Below are 18,840 nucleotides of genomic sequence, written 5' to 3'. Positions count from 1 at the left end.
ATCATGGCAGGCAGGACGCTGCGCGAGGAACAGGTCAACGCGACCCGGGAACTGCTGCTGACCGCGGCCGAGCGGCTCTTCGCCGAACACGGCGTCCACTCGGTGTCCAACCGTCAGGTCAGCGAGGCCGCCGGCCAGGGCAACAACACCGCGGTCGGCTACCACTTCGGCACCAAGGCCGACCTGGTCCGCGCCATCGTCCGCAAGCACGCCACACCCATCGAGGACCTCCGCGCCCGCCAGCTCGCGGAGCTGACGGACCCCGACGACGTGCGCGGCTGGGTGGACTGCCTGGTCCGCCCGGTTCTCGTACACCTCGCGGCGCTCGGCAGCCCCACCTGGTACGCCCGGTTCTGCGCCCAGGTCGTCTCCGATCCTGCACTGCACCGGATCATGGTCGAGGAGGCCCTCACCTCCCCGTCCCTCCAGACGATCATCGAGGGCCTGAACCGATGTCTGCCCGACCTCCCGCCCGAGGTGAGCGCCGAACGCGGTGAGATGGTCCGCCACCTCATCGTCCACGTGGCCGCCGAGCGCGAGCGCGCCCTCGCCGAGCACACCCCCACCCCACGGTCCACCTGGGGCGACGCCGCCACCGGCCTAGCCGACGCGGTCGTCGGCATGTGGCTGGCCCCGGTCACGCCGGGCCGCTGACGCCCCGCAGGAAACGGCCCCCCGAGACGACGCCCCCACACGCCCCAAGGAGTACGACCGTGACAGCGACTCCCGGCCGCGCCCGCCGCGGCGACGCACGGAGCCGGTTATGAGCCTCCGGCGGCCCGCCCCGCCCGTGGACGACGACACCCGGGACCGGCCCGCCCTCGCACGCGGCGCCGGCCAGCACGTCCTGATCGTCGCCGGCGAGCCCGACCTCGCCGAACTGCTCTCGACCACCCTGGAGTTGGCCGGCTACCGGATCAGCCTCAGCGCCACCGGCGTGGATGCGCTGACACGGGTCGCGGCGGGGCGCTTCGACCTGGTCGTCTTCGACACCGACGTCCCGGACATGCCGCTCTTCAGCCGGGAGCACCGGCCCACGCTCCCGTATCGCCCACCCGTCCTCCTCCTCAGCGGATACGACTCCCTGCACCGGCTCGTGCCCGAACTCGGCCCGGGAGAGCGGGACTACGTCACCAAGCCGTTCCGGGTGGCCGAAGTCCTCGCCAGGATCCAGGTGCTGCTGCGCGGCACCCGCACCGGCCCGCCCCGCGGCAACCCCCTGCGGTACGCCGACCTCGTCCTGGACGACACGGTGTGCCGGGCACGACGCGGGACACGGCCGCTCGACCTCACGCCCGCGGAGTACCGGCTGCTGCGCCAACTCCTGGTCAACGCGCACCGAGTCCTGTCGAAGGAGCAGATCGGCCGCTACGTCTGGGGCGACCACCGCGGCGACAACGCGATCGAGCAGCTCGTGTCCAGGCTGCGCCGCAAGGTGGACCGCGACGACGGGGGTCGGGGCGCCCCGGAGGTGCCGGCCCTGATCCACACACGCCGGGGCTTCGGCTACTGGCTGGGCCGGCCCGACATCGGTTCCTGACGCCCACGGAGATGTGATCCGGGCCACGTCAGTCTCCTGTCAGGAAACTGACCGGCTCGCGTCAGACCCCTCTGTTTGCATGTGCTCATCGAGGCCTCGACCCCTTGTCCCGGCGCTCCACCCCGCCCGGAGCCCCCCACGCCCGAGGAGAACCATGGCCGACACCCTGACCGGTCCCGCGCACCAAGCCCCGGACGCCGTCCCGGAGTTCCCGATGCCCAGGGAGTCCCGCTGCCCCTTCGACCCGCCGCCCGCGCTCAAGGAACTCCAGGGCCAAGGGCCCCTGGCCAAGGTGCGGTTGTGGGACGGCAGCGAGTCCTGGCTCGTCACCCGCTACGCCGAGCAGCGGGCCCTGCTGGGCGACCCGCGCGTCAGCGCTGACACCGACCAGCCCGGCTATCCGACCAAGGCCAGCCCCCAGGCCGGCGAGGGCAAGCTGAGCTTCATCATGATGGACGACCCCGAACACGCCCGGCTGCGCCGGATGGTGACGGGCCCGTTCGCCGTCAAGAAGGTCGAGGCACTGCGCCCCGCCGTACAGCGCATCGTGGACGGCCTGATCGACGACATGCTGGCCGGCCCCGCCCCCGTGGACCTGGTGGACGCGTTCGCCCTGCCGATCCCGTCGCTGGTCATCTGCGAACTGCTGGGCGTGCCGTACGACGACCACGAGCTGTTCCAGGAGAACACCAAGACCATGGTCCGTACGACCGCCACGCCCGAGGAACGGGGCGCGGCGAGCCGTGAGGTCGCGGGCTACCTCGCCGCACTCCTGGGCAAGCGGATCGCGGAGCCGAAGGACGACCTGCTGTCGAGCCTCGCGGGCCGTGTCACCGCCGGTGAACTGGACCACGGACAGGCCACGGAGATGGCGCTGCTCCTGCTGATCGCGGGCCACGAGACCACCGCGAACATGATCGCGCTCGGCACCCTGGCCCTGCTCCGCCACCCCGACCAGTTCAAGCTGCTGCGCGAGAGCGACGACCCGAAGTTCGTCGCCGGCGCCGTCGAGGAACTCCTGCGCTATCTGCACATCACCCACCTGGGCCGGCGCCGCGCGGTGACCGAGGACATCGAGATCGCGGGCCAGGTCATCAAGGCCGGTGAGGGCGTCATCATGGTCAACGAGATCGGCAACCGCGACCCCGAGGTCTTCGCCGACCCCGACCGCCTCGACCTCACCCGCGACGCCCGCCGCCACGTCGCCTTCGGCTTCGGCGTCCACCAGTGCCTGGGCCAGCCGCTGGCCCGCATGGAGCTCCAGGTCGTCTACGGCACCCTCTACAAGCGCATCCCGACACTGAAACTGGCCGCCCCGATGGAGGACGTCCGCTTCAAGAACGACGCGTTCATCTACGGCGTCCACGAACTGCCCGTCTCCTGGTGACCGTCGGCTCCCCCGCACCCGCGCACACGACCAACCCCATGCATGAAGAAGGGAATCCGGCCATGAAGGTGGAACTGGAAGCCGACAAGTGCGTCGCGTCAGGACAGTGCGTCCTCGCCGCGATGGACGTCTTCGACCAGGACGACGACGGCATCGCGATCCTGCTGGAGGAGCAGGTCGGCGAGGACCGACTCGACGACGTCAGGGAAGCCGTCGCGGTCTGCCCGGCCGCCGCGATCCGGCTGGTCGACCAGTGAGGCGCATCGCGGTGGTGGGTGCCTCGGCCGCCGGGCTCGCGGCGGCCGAGACCCTCCGCCGCGAGGGCTTCGACGGCACCCTCACCCTCGTCGGCGACGAACCCCTCGCTCCCTACGACCGCCCGCCGCTGTCCAAGCAACTGCTGGCCGCCGAGTGGGAGCCCGCGCGGCTGGCGCTGCGCACCCCCGACGACCTGGCCGGACTCGACCTCGACCTGCGCCTCGGCGTGGCCGCCACGGGCCTCGAACTCACCGAGCGCACGGTGCGTTTGGCCGACGGCTCGACGGTGCCGTACGACGGGCTGATCCTCGCTACCGGGGTGCGTCCGCGTCGGCTGCCCGGCGAGGGCGCGCATGTGCTGCGCACCCTGGACGACGCCCTGCGGCTGCGGGACCGGCTGACGACGGGCAGGCGACTGGTCGTGGTCGGCGCCGGGTTCCTCGGGGCCGAGGCCGCCTCCGTGGCCTGGCGGCTCGGCTGCGAGGTCACGCTCCTCGAACCGGCACCGGTGCCGCTGGCCCACGCCGTCGGCACCGAGGTCGGCGAGGTGCTGACGCGGGCTCACCTGGATCGGGGCGTGGACCTGCGCTGCGGTGTCACCGTGACCGAGGTGACCGAGGACGGCGTACGCCTCGCCGACGGTCAACTGGTGGAAGCCGACGAGGTGTTGGTGGCCGTCGGGTCGCTGCCCAACACCGAGTGGCTGGCCGGCAGCGGGCTCACCGTCGGCGACGGCGTGGTGTGCGACGAGTACTGCGAGGCGGCACGGAACGTGTACGCGGCCGGGGACGTGGCCCGCTGGTACAACCCGCTGTTCGGGCAGTCGATGCGGATCGAGCACCGCACCAACGCCGCCGAGCAGGGCATGGCAGCGGCCCGCAACCTGCTCGACCCCGAGGCGCGCAAGCCGTTCGCGCCGGTGCCGTACTTCTGGTCCGACCAGTACGACATGAAGATCCAGGCGTACGGCTTCCTGCGCGGCCACGACGAGGTCGCCGTGGTGGCGGGCGACCTCGCGGAGGGCCGGTTCGTGGCCGCCTACCGCCGCGGCGACCGGGTGACCGGGGCGCTCGCCGTCGGGATGCCGCCGAAGGCGATCCGGCAGTGGCGGCAGGCGATCATGACGGGCGCTGACTGGGACGGGACCGTGCCGTCCGGGTCGCGAGCCGAGCCGGTGTCCGGCGGGGCGCCCGCCTGATGGTGCCGCAGGGCCGGGCGCCTGGCGGACCACTTGACTCCGCCGGGCGCCGGGCCCGCACATTAGTTGAGTTACGCAATGAGATGGTAAAGTCGCTCTCATGTCCACGCCTCCGCTCCCCGAACTCCCCGACACTCCCGCGTCCCCGGAAGTGGTCGACATCGAGCGCGCCCTCACCCGGATCACCTACCTGAGCACCCGCGCCCGTCAGCACGAGCGGCTGATGGCCCTGGCCGGGGTCCCGCTGGACCGGGCCGCCGTGGCACTGCTGCGGCAGGTCGCCGACTCGGAGCCGCTGCGCCCCGGGGAGCTCGCCAACCGCCTCGGTGTGGAGGCCTCGCACGTCACGCGGACGGTGCAGCAGCTCCAGAAGTCCGGATACGTCACCCGGGTCCCCGACCCCCAGGACCGCCGCGCCCAGCGCATCGAGCTCACCGACGCCGGCCGCCGGGCCATCGCCCGGGTCCGGGACGCCGGTGCCCGCGGCATGCAGCTCGCCCTGGCCGACTGGACCCCCGAGGAACTGCGGCAGCTGGCCACCCTGTTCCACCGCATGGTCGACGACTTCCTCGCCTACGCCGTCGAAGAGGAGCCCGAACCGCTGCCGACCGCGCCGGCCGGGACCGCCTGACCGGGCGGCTCGGGCGGCGCGGGCTCCCGCAACCCGCACAGCAGCAGCCGTCCCAGCGCGGGCAGGGCGATCAGCGGGACGAGCGCGGTCCGCAGTGAGGTGGCGTCGGCGAGTGCCCCGACGACCGGGGCGGCGAGACCGCCCGCGCTCACCGTCAGCCCCAGCGTGACCCCGCTCGCGGTGCCCACGCGCCGGGGCAGGTAGTCCTGCCCGAGCGTGATGTGCAGCGAGAACGGCACATACAGACCGGCCGAGGTCACGGCGACGAACAGATACACCGACGGCCCCGGAACGAGCACCACCCCGGCCACCGCGAGCCCGGTCAGGACATACGCGTGGCGTACGACCGTGAGCCGCCCGTACCGGTCGGCGAGCCGGCCCCCGGCCACCGTGCCCACCGCGCCGCCGACGTAGAGCACACACAGCGCCGCCGTACCGGCCACGTTCCCGCCCCCGGTGCGCTGACGCACGTACAGCGAGACGAAGGCGCTCAGGCCCACGAACACGATCGAGCGGCACACGATGGCACCGGACAGCCGCAGGAACGACCTCCAGTCGTCGCGGCCCGCGCCCTTGCCCCGGTCGGCGGCCGGGCCGCCGCCGGCGGCGGCCGAACGCACCGCCGCCGCGCACAGGGCCGCCCCCACGACCGCGGGCACGGCCAGCAAGGGAGAGGCACCCAGGCCACCCGTGGCGACCACAGCCGCCACCAGCAGGGGCGCCAGCGCGAAACCGACGTTGCCGCCGAGGGAGAACCAGCCCATCGCCGTATGACTGCCGTGCGCGGCGTCGCGAGCCGCGCGGGCGGCCTCCGGATGGTAGGCGGCCACCCCGACCCCCGATACGGCGACCACCGTGAGCGTGAGCGCGTAGGAATCCGCGACCCCGCTCAGCGCGACACCCGCGCCGCCCGTCAGCGCGCTCAGCGGCAGCAGCCAGGGCATCGCCCACCGGTCGGTCAGCGCCCCGAACAGCGGCTGCACCACCGACGACAGCAAGGACGCGGCGAGGACGACGCCCGAGGCGGCGGCGTAGCTGTAGGCACGCTCGGCGACGAAGAACGGGACGAGGGCCGCGACCGCGCCCTGGTACACGTCGACACAGGCGTGGCCCAGGGACAGCAGGGTGATGGCTCGGTTGCGTACGCGTTTCGTGGACACCCCGCGATCGTCGCCGCGCCCACCCACGGCCCGCTTTCGATAATCTGCCGTGTTGTGTCGAACATCCGCCACGACCCGATCGCGCCGACCCGCGCCCAGGTACTGGCCGCCGGGGAACGCATCGACGCGCACCGGCACGACGACCACCAGATCGTCTACGCCGGCTCCGGAGTCCTCGCCGTCACCACCGACGCCGGCACCTGGTTCGCCCCCGGCAACCGCGCCATCTGGGTCCCCGCCGGCACCGTGCACGCGCATCGCGCCCACGGGCACACGGACCTGCACCTGGTCGGCCTGCCCGCCGACGACCCCCTGCCCGGCCTGGGCGCGCCCACCGTCCTCGCCGTCAGCGGCCTCCTGCGCGAGCTGATCCTCGCCTACACCCGCGACCCGGCCGACGACAGTCCCGAACGCCGCCGTCTGCTCGCCGTACTCCGCGACCAGCTGCGCGCATCACCCCAGCAGCCCCTGCGCCTGCCGACCCCGACGGATCCACGCCTGGCCGAGGTGTGCGCGCTCGTCCACGCCGATCCCGCCGACGCGCGCACCCTCGCCGCGCTCGGTGCCGCGACCGGCGTCGGCGAGCGCACCCTCAGCCGGCTCTTCCGCAGCGAGTTCGGCATGACCTTCCCGCAGTGGCGCACCCAGTCGCGGCTCTACCACGCGCTGCGGCTGCTCGCCGAGGACACACCCGTCACCACCGTCGCCCACCGCTGCGGCTGGTCCTCCGCCAGCGCCTTCATCGACGTCTTCCGCCGCTCCTTCGGACACACCCCCGGAAGCCACAACCGCCGCTCGCCACAGGGCCGGTGAACAGGCAGGGGCGGGTGGCGGGCCCTGGCCTACCCTCCGGTAGCATCCGGCGGCAGGCCATCCAAGGAGGAGCAGGCCGTCCAAGGAGGATCCGTGCCCCGGTCCCAACGCTCACCCCTGCTGCTCGCCGGCCTGCTGGCCACGGCAGGGGTCGCCCACTTCGCCGTACCCCGCCAGTTCGACGCGACCGTGCCGCGCTCCCTGCCGGGAACGCCCCGGACCTGGACGTACGCAAGCGGCGTCGCCGAACTCGCGCTGGCGGCGGGACTGGCGTCGCCGCGCACCCGCAAGGCCGCCGCGCTGGCCGCCGCGGCCTTCTTCGTCGGCGTGTTCCCCGCCAACGTGAAGATGGCCGTCGACTGGCGGCACCGCCCCACCCCGCAGAAGGCCGCCGCGTTCGGCAGGCTGCCGCTGCAGATCCCCCTCGTGCTGTGGGCCCGGGGCGTCGCGAAGAACGCGGAGGGCCGGGCATGAGCGCATCGCTGAAGACCGGCGACAAGGTCGAGGACTTCGTCCTGCCGGACGAGACCGGCACCACCCGCAGCCTGACCGAGCTGCTCGCCGACGGGCCGGTGGTCCTCTTCTTCTACCCCGCCGCCCTCACCCCCGGCTGCACCGCCGAGGCCTGCCACTTCCGGGACCTCGCCGCCGAGTTCGCCGCCGTCGGGGCCCGGCCGGTCGGCATCAGCGCGGACGCCGTCGAACGGCAGCAGGAGTTCGCCGACCGCCACACGCTCGGCATGACCCTGCTCTCCGACACCGACGGCACGGTCCGGGAGCGGTTCGGCGTGGCCCGCGGCTTCTCGCTGGCCCCCACCAAACGGGTCACCTTCGTCATCGGGCAGGACCGCACGGTCCTGGAGGTCGTCCGCAGCGAACTGCGGATGAACACCCACGCCGACCGGGCCCTCGCCGCCCTGCGCAAGTGACCGCCCCGGCCCCGGCCGGCGCGACCGGTGGGGCCCGGCGGGAGTAACCGTCCTGCCGTCGCGGTTGATGCGCCGCGGCGGAGGACTCATGCTGGACGACATGGAGCGCGTCTGCGCCGTGGCGATCCTCGACGCCCAGGGTGTGGTCAAGGGGTGGAGCGAGGGTGCCCGGCGGCTGACCGGCCGCACGGCCGAGGAAGTTCTGGGACGGCCGGCGCTGACACTGCTCGCCGAGCCGCCACAGCCCGAGGCCTTGGCGGCGCTCTCCGGCACCGCCCTGCTGCGCCACCAGGACGGCTCCACCGTGGCCGTACAGGTGACGGCGTCCGCTGTCCTGGGCGAGCCCGGCGCGGCGGAGGAATACGTGATCACCGCCGTGACGCCCGACGAGCAGCAGCCCACCCTGGCGGAGCGGGCCTTCCAGCAGGCCTCCATGTCCATGTCCGTCTTCGACACCGACCAGCGCTACCTACGGCTCAACGAGGCCGCCTGCAAGGTCATGGGCGTACCGGAGGATGTCCTGATCGGACGCCCCTTCCCGGAGACGGTGGAGGACGGGAAGCACAGTCGCGGCTTTCTGTGGCATCTTCGCCAGGTCTCCGAGACCGGCAGACCCCTGCGGTACGAGAGCTTCACCGGCGCCCCCGCACTGAACCGGGAGCATGCCTGGACCACCGACATGTGGCCGGTGCGGGACTCCTCCGGCGAGCTCATCGGCACGGCGCTGGCCGCCTTCGACAGCTCCGACCAGTACTGGGCACGGCAGCGCCTGGCCCTGCTGAACGAGGCGGCGGCCGCCATCGGTACCACCCTGGACGTGGTGCGCACCGCCGAGGAGCTCATCGGGATCGTGGTGCCCCGGTTCGCCGACTTCGCCAGCGTCGACCTGTTCGACTGGGTCCTGGGCGCGGAGGAGCCCCCGGCCCTGTCCGGCACCGACATCGCGCTGCGCCGCGTCGCCCACGGCTCCGGCACCGAAGGCACCCCGGAAGCCGCCGTGCACCTGGGCGAGGTGGACTTCTACCCGCCGTTCTCGCCGCCCGCGCGGGCGATCCTGGAAGGCCGCGTGATGCAGAGCCAGGCGGGCGAACCGGCGTTCATGCGGTGGATCGCGGAACGCGACGCCCGCGCCCCTGAGGGCCGACAGCACCGCATGGGCGCCCACACCATGATGGCGGTGCCGCTGCGCGCCCGGGGCACCACCCTCGGCGTCGCGGTGGCCGTGCGCATCAGACAGTCCGACGACTACGGCGAGGACGACGCCGTCTTCGCCGAGGAACTCGCCAGCCGGGCCGCCGTCTGCATCGACAACGCCCGCCGCTTCGCCCGCGAACGCACCACCGCGCTGGCCCTCCAGCACAACCTGCTGCCCCGCGGTCTGCCCGGACAGGCGGCCGTCGAGGTCGCCCACCGCTATCGGCCGTCCGGATCGCAGGCCGGCATCGGCGGCGACTGGTTCGACGTGATCCCGCTCTCCGGCGGCCGCGTCGCCCTCGTCGTGGGGGACGTCGTCGGACACGGCATCCCGTCGTCGGCCACCATGGGCCGCCTGTGCACGGCGGTGCGCACCCTCGCCGACGTGGACCTGCCGCCCGACGAACTCCTCACCCACCTCGACGACCTGGTCACCCATCTCGCGGGCGACGACACCGACGAGGTCGCCGAACTCGGCGCCACCTGCCTCTACTCCGTCTACGACCCCGTCACCCGGCGCCTCACCCTCGCCGCCGCCGGCCATCCACCACCCGCCCTGGTCCTGCCCGACGGCACGTCCCAGGTCATCGAGATGAGCGCGGGCCCCCCGCTCGGCGTCGGCGGACTGCCGTTCGAGGCGATGGAGGTGGAACTGCCCGAGGGCTCGCTGGTCGCCCTGTACACGGACGGTCTCATCGAGGACCGCGACCGCGACATCGACCATTCCACCGCCGAACTGTGCCGCGCGCTGACCGCGCCCGCCGAGTCCCTCGACGCCCTGTGCGACACCGTGCTCAAGGCCGTGCTGCCGGAGGACCCCAGCGACGACGTGGCCCTGCTGCTGGCCCGCACCCGGGCGCTGGGCGCGGACCGCATCGCCACCTGGGACGTCCTGCCCGACCCCGAGCACGTGGCGGCCACCCGGCAGGCCGCCACGGACCAACTGACCGCATGGGGCCTCGACGAGGCGTCCTTCGTCACCGAACTCGTCGTCAGCGAACTCGTCACCAACGCCATCCGCTACGGCGCCCCGCCCATCCAGCTCCGCCTGATCCGCGACCGCACCCTCATCTGCGAGGTCTCCGACGGCAGTTCCACCTCCCCGCATCTGCGCCGGGCCCACGCCTACGACGAGGGCGGCCGCGGCCTGCTGCTCGTCGCCCAGCTCACCCAGCGCTGGGGCAGCCGGCAGACCGGCAGCGGCAAGACGATCTGGGCGGAACAGCAGCTGCCACCGGTGTGATCACTCGAACGGGCAGCCCGGGTTGGGCACGTCCTCGGAGAACGGCGCGCCGTGCGGGAGTACGTAGAACACCTCCAGGACGAGCGTGGTGTCGCCCAGGTTCCGGCCGAGGTGCACATCGCCCGGCCCGCCCGGCTCACGCACGACCGTGCCCTGCGGATAGGCCCCGTCGAGCGCGCAGTCGGGGTGGTAGTGGCTGAGCGTGCCCTGCTGCACGTATCCGTGCACGGGACCGTCGTGGTAGTGCCAGCCGGTGCTCTGACCGGGCGGCAGCGTGACCTCGCGCAGGACGTGGTCGGTGTCGCCGACGGTGGTCGGACCGATGGTCCGGCCGGTGACGCCCGGGCCCGGGGGCGTCGCCTGGGCGGGGCCGCCGACGAGAGCGGTGGCGGCGAGCACGGCGCCGGTGACGGCGGTGCGGAGCGCGGTGCGCATACGGGGAGCCTTCAGGGGCGAGAGGTGTCGTGGCCCGTGAACATAGAGGCAGAGAACGGAAGTTGAAGGCGGAACGAGAACATCCGCCGGATTCACCCCGGCACCGACGTGGTCAGCCCTCGTCGCCGTCGGCCGCGACCTGGCCGAGAGTGCGACCGGACCGCACCGAACGCGCCCGGTACGGGTCGGGCGTGCCGTGCCCGTGCGCCCGGCCCTCGCGGGCCTTCACCAGCAGCCAGGCCTCCCGGTCGCCGTCCTGCCCGCCGCGGAACCGGGTGAGCGCGTACTCGCCGTGCAGTTTCGACCCGCTCAGCCGGAACGTGGCATGACCGCGCTCCAGCGACTCCCCGAAGTCGACGGGCCGCCCCCTGCGGTCGTGGCTGAGCGGCTCGTACGTCCCGTTGTCCCAGACGATCACCGTGCCGCCGCCGTACTCGCCCTCGGGGATCACGCCCTCGAACTCCTCGTACTCCAGCGGATGGTCCTCGGTGGGCATGGCGAGCCGCTTGTCCTGCGGGTCGTCGGAGGGCCCCTTCGGGACCGACCAGGACTTCAGTACGTCGTCCACCTGGAGCCGGAAGTCGAAGTGCAGGGTGCTGGCGTCATGGATCTGCACCACGAACCGCGGCCGGTCACCGGAGGCGGATCCGTGGCCCCGCGGCTCCCCGGTCCGCCCGAAGTCACGCTTGCCCCGGTAGTCCCGCAGCCGGTCCTTCTCACCCACGAGCGCCTCCTTCCCTACGACGGGGCCGAGCGCCCCGAGTACCCGCGGCGGCGCCCGCGACGCACGGTCAGAACTCCTCGTGCACCTCGGGGTCCCCGCCGACGCGCCGGTGGGCGCGGTCCGCGACGGCCGTCATCTGGGCGGCGCTCAGTTCGAAACCGAAGATGTCGAGGTTCGCGCGCTGCCGGCCCGGATCGCCCGACTTCGGGATCGGCACGGCGCCGAGCTGGACGTGCCAGCGCAGAACGACCTGCCCGGGCGTCACCCCGTGCGCCTCGGCGACCGCGCCGACGACCGGATCGTCCAGCAGGTCGGTGCCGCGGCCCAGCGGGCTCCAGCTCTCGGTGAGGATGCCCTTGTCGGCGTGGAAGGCGCGCAGCTCCGCCTGCGGGAAGTAGGGGTGCAGCTCGATCTGGTTGACGGAGGGCAGGACACCGGTCTCCTTCCCCAGCCGCTCGATGTGCTCGGCCGTGAAGTTGGAGACGCCGACCGACCGGACGAGGCCGTCCTCACGCAGCTTGATCATGGCCCGCCAGGAGTCCACGTACTTGTCGACGCGGGGGAGCGGCCAGTGGATGAGATAGAGGTCGACGTAGTCCACGCCGAGCCGGGCGCGGGACTCCTCGAAGGACGCGAGGGTCTCCTCGTAGCCGTGGTGCCGGCCCGGGAGCTTCGTCGTCACGACCAGCTCCTCGCGCGGGACGCCGCCGCGGGCGATGCCGCGGCCGACGCCGGTCTCGTTGCGGTAGTTCGTCGCCGTGTCGACGAGCCGGTAGCCCAGCTCCAGGGCGTCGGCGACCGCCTGCTCGGCCTGCGTGTCGTCCATCGGCCAGGTGCCCAGGCCGATCGCGGGGATCGTCGTACCGTCGTTGAGCGTGTGCAGCGGAATGCTGATCACTGTCGGACCTTCCCTCGACTGTGCCGTACACCCAGCGTCACGGATAGGGTGAGGATCGATCAACCGGACGGGTGGGGATGAGGGCAGCGGACGGCATGGGCGGCACCGAGGAGAAGCAGCCGACGGGATCCGGACGGCCCACGTCACGCGACGTCGCCCGGCTCGCCGGGGTGTCGCACACAGCGGTCTCCTTCGTCTTCAACGGCCGCGCCGAGGGCAACCTCTCGCCCGCCACCCAGGAACGCATCCGCCGGGCCGCCGCCCAGCTCGGCTACCGGCCCGACCCCGTCGCCCGCGGCCTGCGCCGCCGCCGTACGGCCGTGATCGGCCTGGTCACCGACGAGATCGCCTCCTCGCCGTTCGCCGGCCGGCTGCTGCGCGGCGCCATGGAGACAGCCTGGGACAGCGACCACCTCGTCCTGACCATCGACTCCGGCGGCGACCCCGCCAAGGAGGACGCGGCCGTCGCCGAACTCCTCGACCGACGCGTCGACGGCATCATCTACGCGGCCATGTCGCTGCGCCGCGTCCGCGTCCCCGAGGGCCTGCACCGCACCCACTCCGTCCTCGCCAACTGCCTGCCCGAGGACGACTCGCTGCCCGCCGTCATCCCCGCCGAACGCGCGGGCGGCCGTACGGCGGCCCGGCTGCTGCTGGACGCGGGGCACCACCGGGTCGCCATGGTGGGCGGCCAGGACGACCTCGCCTCCGTCGACCGCCTGCGCGGCTTCCGGGACGCGCTGCGCGCCGAAGGCATCACCGTCCCCAAGGAGTGGGTCGTCCGCACCGGCGGCGAGATCGCCGGCGGCTACGAGGGCGCCATGCGCGTCCTCGACGGCACCCCCGCCGACCGGCGCCCCACCGGCCTCTTCTGCTACAACGACCGCGTCGCGGCCGGCGTCCTGCACGCCGCGACCCGGCTCGGCATCACCGTCCCCGACGACCTCTCGGTGGTCGGCTACGACGACCAGGAACACATGGCCGAGTTCCTCACCCCGCCCCTCACCAGCGTCGCCCTGCCCCACCGCGCGATGGGCGAGGCGGCAGCACGCCTACTCCTGGACGCCATCGACACGGGCCGCACACCCCCCGCGACGGTACGGCGCCTGGCGTGCCCGGTGATCCCCCGCGCGTCGGTGGGACCGGCTCCGGGCCGGTGAGGGCGCCGGGGGGCTTTTGCGGGCCGGGGGCCGTCGGGGACGGTGCGGTGTTCGGCGTGATCGGTGATCGGTGGTGCGCAGGGGGTGCGGCTTCGGTCGACGGCGGCTGTCGTGGGCGGGACGTTGCCCGTGGCGGGTTTGGCGGCCGGTCTTTGCCGTGATCGACCCTGTGTTTCTGGGGCTGCCTGCCGGCTGGCGACGGTGCCGGGAGTGGCTCTCACGGTCTTTCGCAGGCCGGGGGCCGTCGGCGACGGTGCGGTGTTCGGCGTGATCGGTGATCGGTGGTGCGCAGGGGGTGCGGCTTCGGTCGACGGCGGCTGTCGCGGGCGGGACGTTGCCCGTGGCGGGTTTGGCGGCCGGTCTTTGCCGTGATCGACCCTGTGTCTCTGGGGCCGGCCGGCGACGGTGCCGGGAGCGGCTCTTACGGCCTTGGCGGGCCGGGCGCCGTCCGCGACGGGTACGGCGCCCGGCCGCCGGTGATCACCCGTGTGTCGGTGGGACCAGCTCCCAGCCGGTGATCGTGACCTCGGAGCCGTCGGACACGGCGAGTTCGGCCGTGTCGTCAGGGCGCCGGTAGACCCGCTCGGTGATCGTGGCCCGGTCGCCGACGAACAGCTCCAGGAGGGAGCCGTCGACGAGGATCCGTACCTTGCCGGCCGGTGCTCGCACCACGATCGGTGCCGAACCCTCGGGCCTGGCGCGGGGCCAGTCACCGCGGTCGAGCGTCACCGTGCCCTCGTCCGGGTCCAGTACGACCGTCAGCTGCGCGCCGGAGGCGGACCGCAGGAGGCTCACGGTGGTGCGGTCGGACGCGGTCACGGTGAGGTCGTAGGCCGCAGGGAGCGGGGTGCGGCGACCCGGTGCGGTGACGAAGGGCTCGGCCGCGCGCAGCAGTTCGAGCTCCGGGGCCGGCGCGACCCGAAGGGCCCCGTCCGGGTGTACGTCCACGACCCTCGGCGCCGTCAGGACCCCGGCCCAGCCCGCCCGGTCGACCTCGTCCTGGTCGCGGGCCTCCCACGACCAGCCCCACATCAGCGCCCGGTCGGGTTCCTGGAGCACGGCGGGGGCGTAGAAGTCACGCCCGTGGTCGAGCCGCCCGCCGGTGCGGGGCGCGAAGCGCAACTCGCCCTCCGCGCCCGGTTCCAGACGCCCCGTCAGGTAGCCCGTGCTGCACGGATCCCCGTCCCACAGCGACAGCACCAGCACCCAGTCCCCGCTCTGCGTCGAGTACAGCTGCGGGCACTCCCAGCCCACCGCCTTGTCGCCGAAGGCATCCGCCGCGACCGGGTCGTCGCCGTCGAGGAGCACCCCGGCGAACCGCCAGTCGGACAGGGTCTCGCAGTCGTACAGCAGCACCGACGGCGTCCCGTCGGCGTGCCCCGCGCCGACCAGCGCCCAGCGGCGCCCACCGCTGCTGAACACGAACGGGTCGCGGAACATGACCACGTCCAGGTCGGCGGGCGGACCGGTCACCACCGGCGTCGGCAGCGGCTTCCAGTCGGTGAGCGTCTCGTCCTCCGGGACCACCGCCCGGGCCAGGCAGATCGCGCCGAGGCCGGTGTGACGGCGGTCGACGCCCGTGTACACCGCGGTCGGCACGCCGTCGTCGTCGACCACGCACCCGGACCAGCAGCCCGCCTCGTCCGGGCCGCCGGGCGTCGGGGTGAGCGCGACCGGATGGTGTTCCCACTCGACGAGGTCGGCGCTGGAGACGTGTCCCCAGTGGACGTTCGTGTGCACGGGGGCGTCGGGGTTGTGCTGGTAGAAGAGGTGGTGCCGGCCGCGCCAACGGAAGGGACCGTTCGGGTCGTTCATCCAGTTGGCCGGGGGACGGACCCGGAAGCGCGGGGCGCCCGGGTCCGAGGACGGAGCGGTGAGGCTCAACGGTTGACTCCTGCGGACGTGATGCCCTCGCGGAGAGGGCGCTGACCGACGACGAACACGGCGACGGCGGGGATCATGGACAGCACGACACCGGCGAGCACCACCGAGATGGAGCCGGTGCCCAGGTTGCCCTGGAGGGAGACCAGGCCCAGGGGGAGGGTGTAGTTCTGGCCGGAGGTCTCCAGGATCAGCGGGCGGAAGAACTCGTTCCAGTGGTAGTTGAAGGCCAGGACGCCGACGATCGCGAGGCCGGGCGCGGCCAGCGGCGCGTACACGGACCGGAAGATCCGCCAGGGCCCGCAGCCGTCGAGCATCGCCGCCTCGCCCAGGTCCTTGGGCATGCCCAGGAAGTACTGGCGCATCAGGAAGGTCCCGAAAGCGGTCGGGAAGGCCGGGATGATCAGACCCAGCAGGGTGTCGGTCAGGCTCATCGACTTCAGCACCAGGAACACCGGCACGATCGTGACCTGCAACGGCACCATCATGGTCGCCAGGACCAGCCCGAACAGCGGCTTCTTGAACCGGAACTCGAGGCGGGCGAAGGCGTACCCGGCCAGTCCGGCCGTGATCATCTGGCCCACCGCGATCAGCGCCGTGACCAGCGTGGAGTTCAGGGCGAGCAGCCAGACGTCGATCTGGTCGAAGACCCCGCTGTACGCCTCCACGGACGGATCCGTCGGGATGATCTTCGGCGGCAGGTCGAAGGCCTCGGCCGGGGTGCGCAGCGAGGTGGAGACGGTCCAGACGACCGGGCCCAGCGTCAGCAGCGCGCACACGGCCAGCGCGGCGATGCGGGCCCACGGCGCGAGGGAGTGCCGGGTGCGGCTCAGGGACAGGGTTGCTTGGCTCATGGGGAGGTCACCCGGCTCACTGGTAGTGGACGAAACGCCGGCTGAGCCGGAACTGGAGGGCGGTGACCGCCATGATCAGCACGAACAGCAGCACACCCACCGCCGAGGCCTCACCGAAGCGCAGCTGCTCGAAGGCGCTCTCGTAGATGACCATCACCACGGTCCGGGTGGCGTCCCCGGGCCCGCCGTTGGTGAGGACGTACGGCTGCTCGAAGACCTGGAGCGCGTTGATGATGCCGACCACCGACGCCACCAGCAGCGTGGGGGACAGCAGCGGCAGCGTCACGTTCAGGTGCTTGCGCAGACCGGTCGCGCCGTCCAGGGAGGCGGCCTCGTGGATCTCCTTGGGGATGTTGTTCAGGCCTCCGACGAACAGCAGGAACGAGAACCCGAACTGCTGCCATACGTACACCAGGATCACCGTGGCCATCGCCGCGTTCTCGGACGTCAGCCACGGCACCGGAGCGACACCGACCAGTCCGAGCCCCCAGTTCACGACCCCGAAGTCCTGGTTGAACAGGTACTTCATCACCACCGAGATCGACGCGGCGGACAGAACCAGCGGGAAGAAGAACGCCGAGCGGAACACCGAGCGCAGCCACACCGGCATCCGCCCGTTCACCGCCAGGGCCAGCACCAGGGCGATGACCAGTTGCAGCGCGACCGCGAACACCATGAACACCAGCGTGTTACGGAAGGACACCAGCACCGTGGAATCGGTGAAGACCTCACGGTAGTTGGCGGCCCCGGCGAAGCTCGGCTCGTCGATCACGTTCCAGTGGAAGAGGCTCAGCACCACCGAGCCGATGATCGGCACGACCGTGAAGACGACGATGCCGACGATCGTGGGCGCCAGGAAGAACGTGGCCAGCAGCCGTGTGCCACGGTCACGGGCGGAGGCCCGGGGCGCGGGCGCCGGTGGCACGGCCGGCTGCTTGGGCCGCACGGGGGGTATCTGGGTGTTCGTCATACGTCACGCTCCATGGCCTTCTCCAGATCGCTCTGCATCCGGCCCAGCGCGGGGGCGACCGAGCGCCGGGAGGCCAGCGCGGTGCCGGTGTGCTTGAGCAGCACCTGCTCGACCTCGGCGACCTGCGGCGGGGCGGGGATCGGCCCGGTGTCGGGGAACTTGTCGAGGGTGTCGTAGAAAACCTGCCACTGGTCCGGGCCGGTCTCGCGGTAGCGGTCGGCGGTCAGCATCGAGCGGCGCGCCGGGGTGGTCTGGTTGGTCTCGAACAGCCGCGTCAGGGTGTCCTTGCGGGCGGCGTACTTGATGAACTCCCAGGCCTCCTCCTGCCGCTTCGAGGTGCGCAGCAGCGCGTAGCCGGCGGCGCCGTACTGCATGCGCTGGGTGCGCCAGCGCGGGAAGTACTGCACGTCGAAGCCGTTCGCCTTCATGCCGGCCAGATGCAGGCCGCCCGCCCAGAAGCCGCCCGCGGGCGTGACCCCGACCCGGCCGGTGGAGAACACGCCGATCAGGTTCTGGCCGTTGCCGCCCTCGGGGCGGGTGCAGAGACCCTCCTGGATCAGGGAGGCGAGATAGTCGTACGCCTCTTCCACGCGCGCGTCGGTGGCCTGCGGCGTCGTCCAGCGGAAGCCGCCCCCGCGGCCCTGCCGTGCGGCGGCCGGATAGAAGGAGTCCCACAGCCAGCCGCCACCCGGCGCCTTGGACTCGCTGAGCAGGTTGGTGTCGTTGGCGAACAGCCAGGGCACGACGCCGCCCCACAGCCGGTTCGTCCAGAAGTACGGCGTGAACTGGGAGCCGCTGGACTTCTTCATGTCCCGCAGCAGCCCGGTGAAGTCGTCGCGCGTCCAGTCGGCCGCCGGGAAGTCCGCTCCCGCCCGCTTGAGCACCTGGTTGTTGAGGTACATGTCGGCGGCGTTGAACTCGACCGGCAGCTGGTAGAGGCTCCCCTCGTACATCATCGACTCCACCAGCGAGGGATGGACGTCGGCGAAGTACTCGCGCAGCTCCTCGGCGTCCCGCTTCACCCAGTCGTCCAGCGGGACCCCGAGGCGCTGCGCGAACAGCTGGACGCCTTCGGTGGCGACGTACACGAGGTCGGGCGCGGTGCCCGCCGCGATCTGGGTGAGGATCTTCGCGAAGAAGTCCGACCAGTCGACGGCCTGCACGGCGTTGATGCGGAGCTTGATGTCGGGGTGGACCTCCTTGAAGCCCTCGGTGAGGGTGCGGACGGCCTCCGGCCCGTAGGCGGGGCCGAGGGTGGCGACGACGAGGGAGCCGTCGTCGCGGCCGGGGATGTCGGCTCCGGTGAGCCGGTCCCAGCTGGCTGCGGTACCGGCGAGCGCGGCGGCTCCCGCGCCGTAGGCGCCGTACCGCAGCAGGGTGCGGCGGGTGAGGTGCGAGTCAGTCATGCAAGGGCCTAACTCGTGTTAGTCGAGAAGTGATGCCCCAGATGATGTGAAGGGTGTTACGCCCCTGTCAATAGTCGTGAACCACTTGACCTTTAACGAGTTAGGTCGCAGAGTCCTGCTCCACATGAGCCGCAGTCCTGACGACGGCGTCGGGAAAGG

The 18,840-nt window shown here is 72.4% G+C and carries 19 protein-coding genes; 11 read left to right on the top strand and 8 right to left on the bottom strand.

Translation table 11 applies throughout. From position 1 onward, the window contains the following. Window positions 1-3: 3 nt before the first annotated feature. From AQJ67_RS05895 to AQJ67_RS05870, 6 genes are all read left to right on the top strand, one after another. On the top strand, window positions 4-654 hold the full coding sequence (locus AQJ67_RS05895; RefSeq protein WP_062717486.1) for a TetR/AcrR family transcriptional regulator: 651 nt from the start codon (window positions 4-6) through the stop codon (window positions 652-654). A gap of 109 nt (window positions 655-763) precedes the next feature. After that, on the top strand, window positions 764-1,540 hold the full coding sequence (locus AQJ67_RS05890; protein WP_062716974.1) for a response regulator transcription factor: 777 nt from the start codon (window positions 764-766) through the stop codon (window positions 1,538-1,540). Between the two features lie 154 nt (window positions 1,541-1,694). Beyond that, entirely contained in the window at window positions 1,695-2,927 is a 1,233-nt protein-coding gene (locus AQJ67_RS05885) for a cytochrome P450 (RefSeq protein ID WP_062716973.1), read from the top strand. Between the two features lie 62 nt (window positions 2,928-2,989). Then, window positions 2,990-3,184, top strand: coding sequence for a ferredoxin (locus tag AQJ67_RS05880; RefSeq protein ID WP_062716972.1), 195 nt, complete (start codon window positions 2,990-2,992; stop codon window positions 3,182-3,184). Further along, window positions 3,181-4,383 carry an NAD(P)/FAD-dependent oxidoreductase gene (locus AQJ67_RS05875; protein ID WP_062716971.1) on the top strand — a complete coding sequence of 401 codons (1,203 nt, stop codon included), beginning with the start codon at window positions 3,181-3,183 and terminating at the stop codon, window positions 4,381-4,383. The genes AQJ67_RS05880 and AQJ67_RS05875 overlap by 4 nt, the downstream gene beginning before the upstream one ends. Before the next feature lie 100 nt (window positions 4,384-4,483). Next, the gene (locus AQJ67_RS05870; RefSeq protein ID WP_062716970.1) at window positions 4,484-5,014 is read left to right on the top strand and encodes a MarR family winged helix-turn-helix transcriptional regulator; all 531 of its coding nucleotides are present in this window, start codon (window positions 4,484-4,486) and stop codon (window positions 5,012-5,014) included. On the opposite strand, the gene AQJ67_RS05865 is transcribed toward AQJ67_RS05870, so the two are convergent. Then, window positions 4,957-6,174 (bottom strand): MFS transporter, encoded by a 1,218-nt coding sequence (locus AQJ67_RS05865; protein WP_062716969.1) that lies wholly within the window; start codon window positions 6,172-6,174, stop codon window positions 4,957-4,959. The genes AQJ67_RS05870 and AQJ67_RS05865 overlap by 58 nt on opposite strands. 54 nt (window positions 6,175-6,228) lie before the next feature. Between AQJ67_RS05865 and AQJ67_RS05860 the strand changes: the two genes are divergently transcribed. The 4 genes from AQJ67_RS05860 (at window position 6,229) to AQJ67_RS05845 (ending at window position 10,353) form a co-directional block, all read left to right on the top strand. Next, window positions 6,229-6,987 (top strand): AraC family transcriptional regulator, encoded by a 759-nt coding sequence (locus AQJ67_RS05860; protein WP_062716968.1) that lies wholly within the window; start codon window positions 6,229-6,231, stop codon window positions 6,985-6,987. A gap of 93 nt (window positions 6,988-7,080) precedes the next feature. Further along, the gene (locus AQJ67_RS05855; RefSeq protein WP_062716967.1) at window positions 7,081-7,461 is read left to right on the top strand and encodes a DoxX family protein; all 381 of its coding nucleotides are present in this window, start codon (window positions 7,081-7,083) and stop codon (window positions 7,459-7,461) included. Then, window positions 7,458-7,916, top strand: a complete 459-nt coding sequence (locus AQJ67_RS05850) for a peroxiredoxin (RefSeq protein ID WP_062716966.1) — start codon at window positions 7,458-7,460, stop codon at window positions 7,914-7,916. The genes AQJ67_RS05855 and AQJ67_RS05850 overlap by 4 nt, the downstream gene beginning before the upstream one ends. A gap of 100 nt (window positions 7,917-8,016) precedes the next feature. Then, window positions 8,017-10,353 (top strand): SpoIIE family protein phosphatase, encoded by a 2,337-nt coding sequence (locus AQJ67_RS05845; protein WP_062717485.1) that lies wholly within the window; start codon window positions 8,017-8,019, stop codon window positions 10,351-10,353. Here AQJ67_RS05845 and AQJ67_RS05840 read toward each other — a convergent pair whose 3' ends face one another. The 3 genes from AQJ67_RS05840 to AQJ67_RS05830 form a co-directional block, all read right to left on the bottom strand. After that, complete coding sequence (locus tag AQJ67_RS05840) at window positions 10,354-10,788, bottom strand: cupin domain-containing protein (protein ID WP_062716965.1); 435 nt, start codon at window positions 10,786-10,788, stop codon at window positions 10,354-10,356. Window positions 10,789-10,900: 112 nt separating this feature from the next. Next, window positions 10,901-11,512 (bottom strand): DNA polymerase ligase N-terminal domain-containing protein, encoded by a 612-nt coding sequence (locus AQJ67_RS05835; RefSeq protein ID WP_062716964.1) that lies wholly within the window; start codon window positions 11,510-11,512, stop codon window positions 10,901-10,903. A 67-nt stretch (window positions 11,513-11,579) separates the two neighbouring features. Further along, a complete protein-coding gene (locus tag AQJ67_RS05830) occupies window positions 11,580-12,410 on the bottom strand; it encodes an aldo/keto reductase (RefSeq protein ID WP_062716963.1) in 831 nt (276 codons plus the stop codon). Between the two features lie 95 nt (window positions 12,411-12,505). Here AQJ67_RS05830 and AQJ67_RS05825 point away from each other — a divergent pair, with 95 nt between their 5' ends. Beyond that, window positions 12,506-13,570, top strand: a complete 1,065-nt coding sequence (locus tag AQJ67_RS05825; RefSeq protein ID WP_062716962.1) for a LacI family DNA-binding transcriptional regulator — start codon at window positions 12,506-12,508, stop codon at window positions 13,568-13,570. A gap of 480 nt (window positions 13,571-14,050) precedes the next feature. On the opposite strand, the gene AQJ67_RS05820 is transcribed toward AQJ67_RS05825, so the two are convergent. The 4 genes from AQJ67_RS05820 to AQJ67_RS05805 are packed head-to-tail and all read right to left on the bottom strand — an operon-like array spanning window position 14,051 to window position 18,681. Beyond that, entirely contained in the window at window positions 14,051-15,454 is a 1,404-nt protein-coding gene (locus AQJ67_RS05820) for a glycoside hydrolase family 32 protein (protein ID WP_062716961.1), read from the bottom strand. Continuing rightward, window positions 15,451-16,305, bottom strand: coding sequence for a carbohydrate ABC transporter permease (locus AQJ67_RS05815; protein ID WP_062716960.1), 855 nt, complete (start codon window positions 16,303-16,305; stop codon window positions 15,451-15,453). Before AQJ67_RS05815 ends, AQJ67_RS05820 begins: the two co-directional genes overlap by 4 nt. Window positions 16,306-16,321: 16 nt before the next feature. Next, window positions 16,322-17,275, bottom strand: a complete 954-nt coding sequence (locus AQJ67_RS05810) for a carbohydrate ABC transporter permease (RefSeq protein ID WP_062716959.1) — start codon at window positions 17,273-17,275, stop codon at window positions 16,322-16,324. After that, the gene (locus AQJ67_RS05805; protein WP_062716958.1) at window positions 17,272-18,681 is read right to left on the bottom strand and encodes an extracellular solute-binding protein; all 1,410 of its coding nucleotides are present in this window, start codon (window positions 18,679-18,681) and stop codon (window positions 17,272-17,274) included. The genes AQJ67_RS05810 and AQJ67_RS05805 overlap by 4 nt, the downstream gene beginning before the upstream one ends. Window positions 18,682-18,840 lie beyond the last annotated feature (159 nt).

The sequence above is a fragment of the Streptomyces caeruleatus genome, from assembly GCF_001514235.1.
GTDB classification, from domain to species: domain Bacteria; phylum Actinomycetota; class Actinomycetes; order Streptomycetales; family Streptomycetaceae; genus Streptomyces; species Streptomyces caeruleatus.
This window is presented reverse-complemented; position numbering and strand designations above follow the sequence as displayed.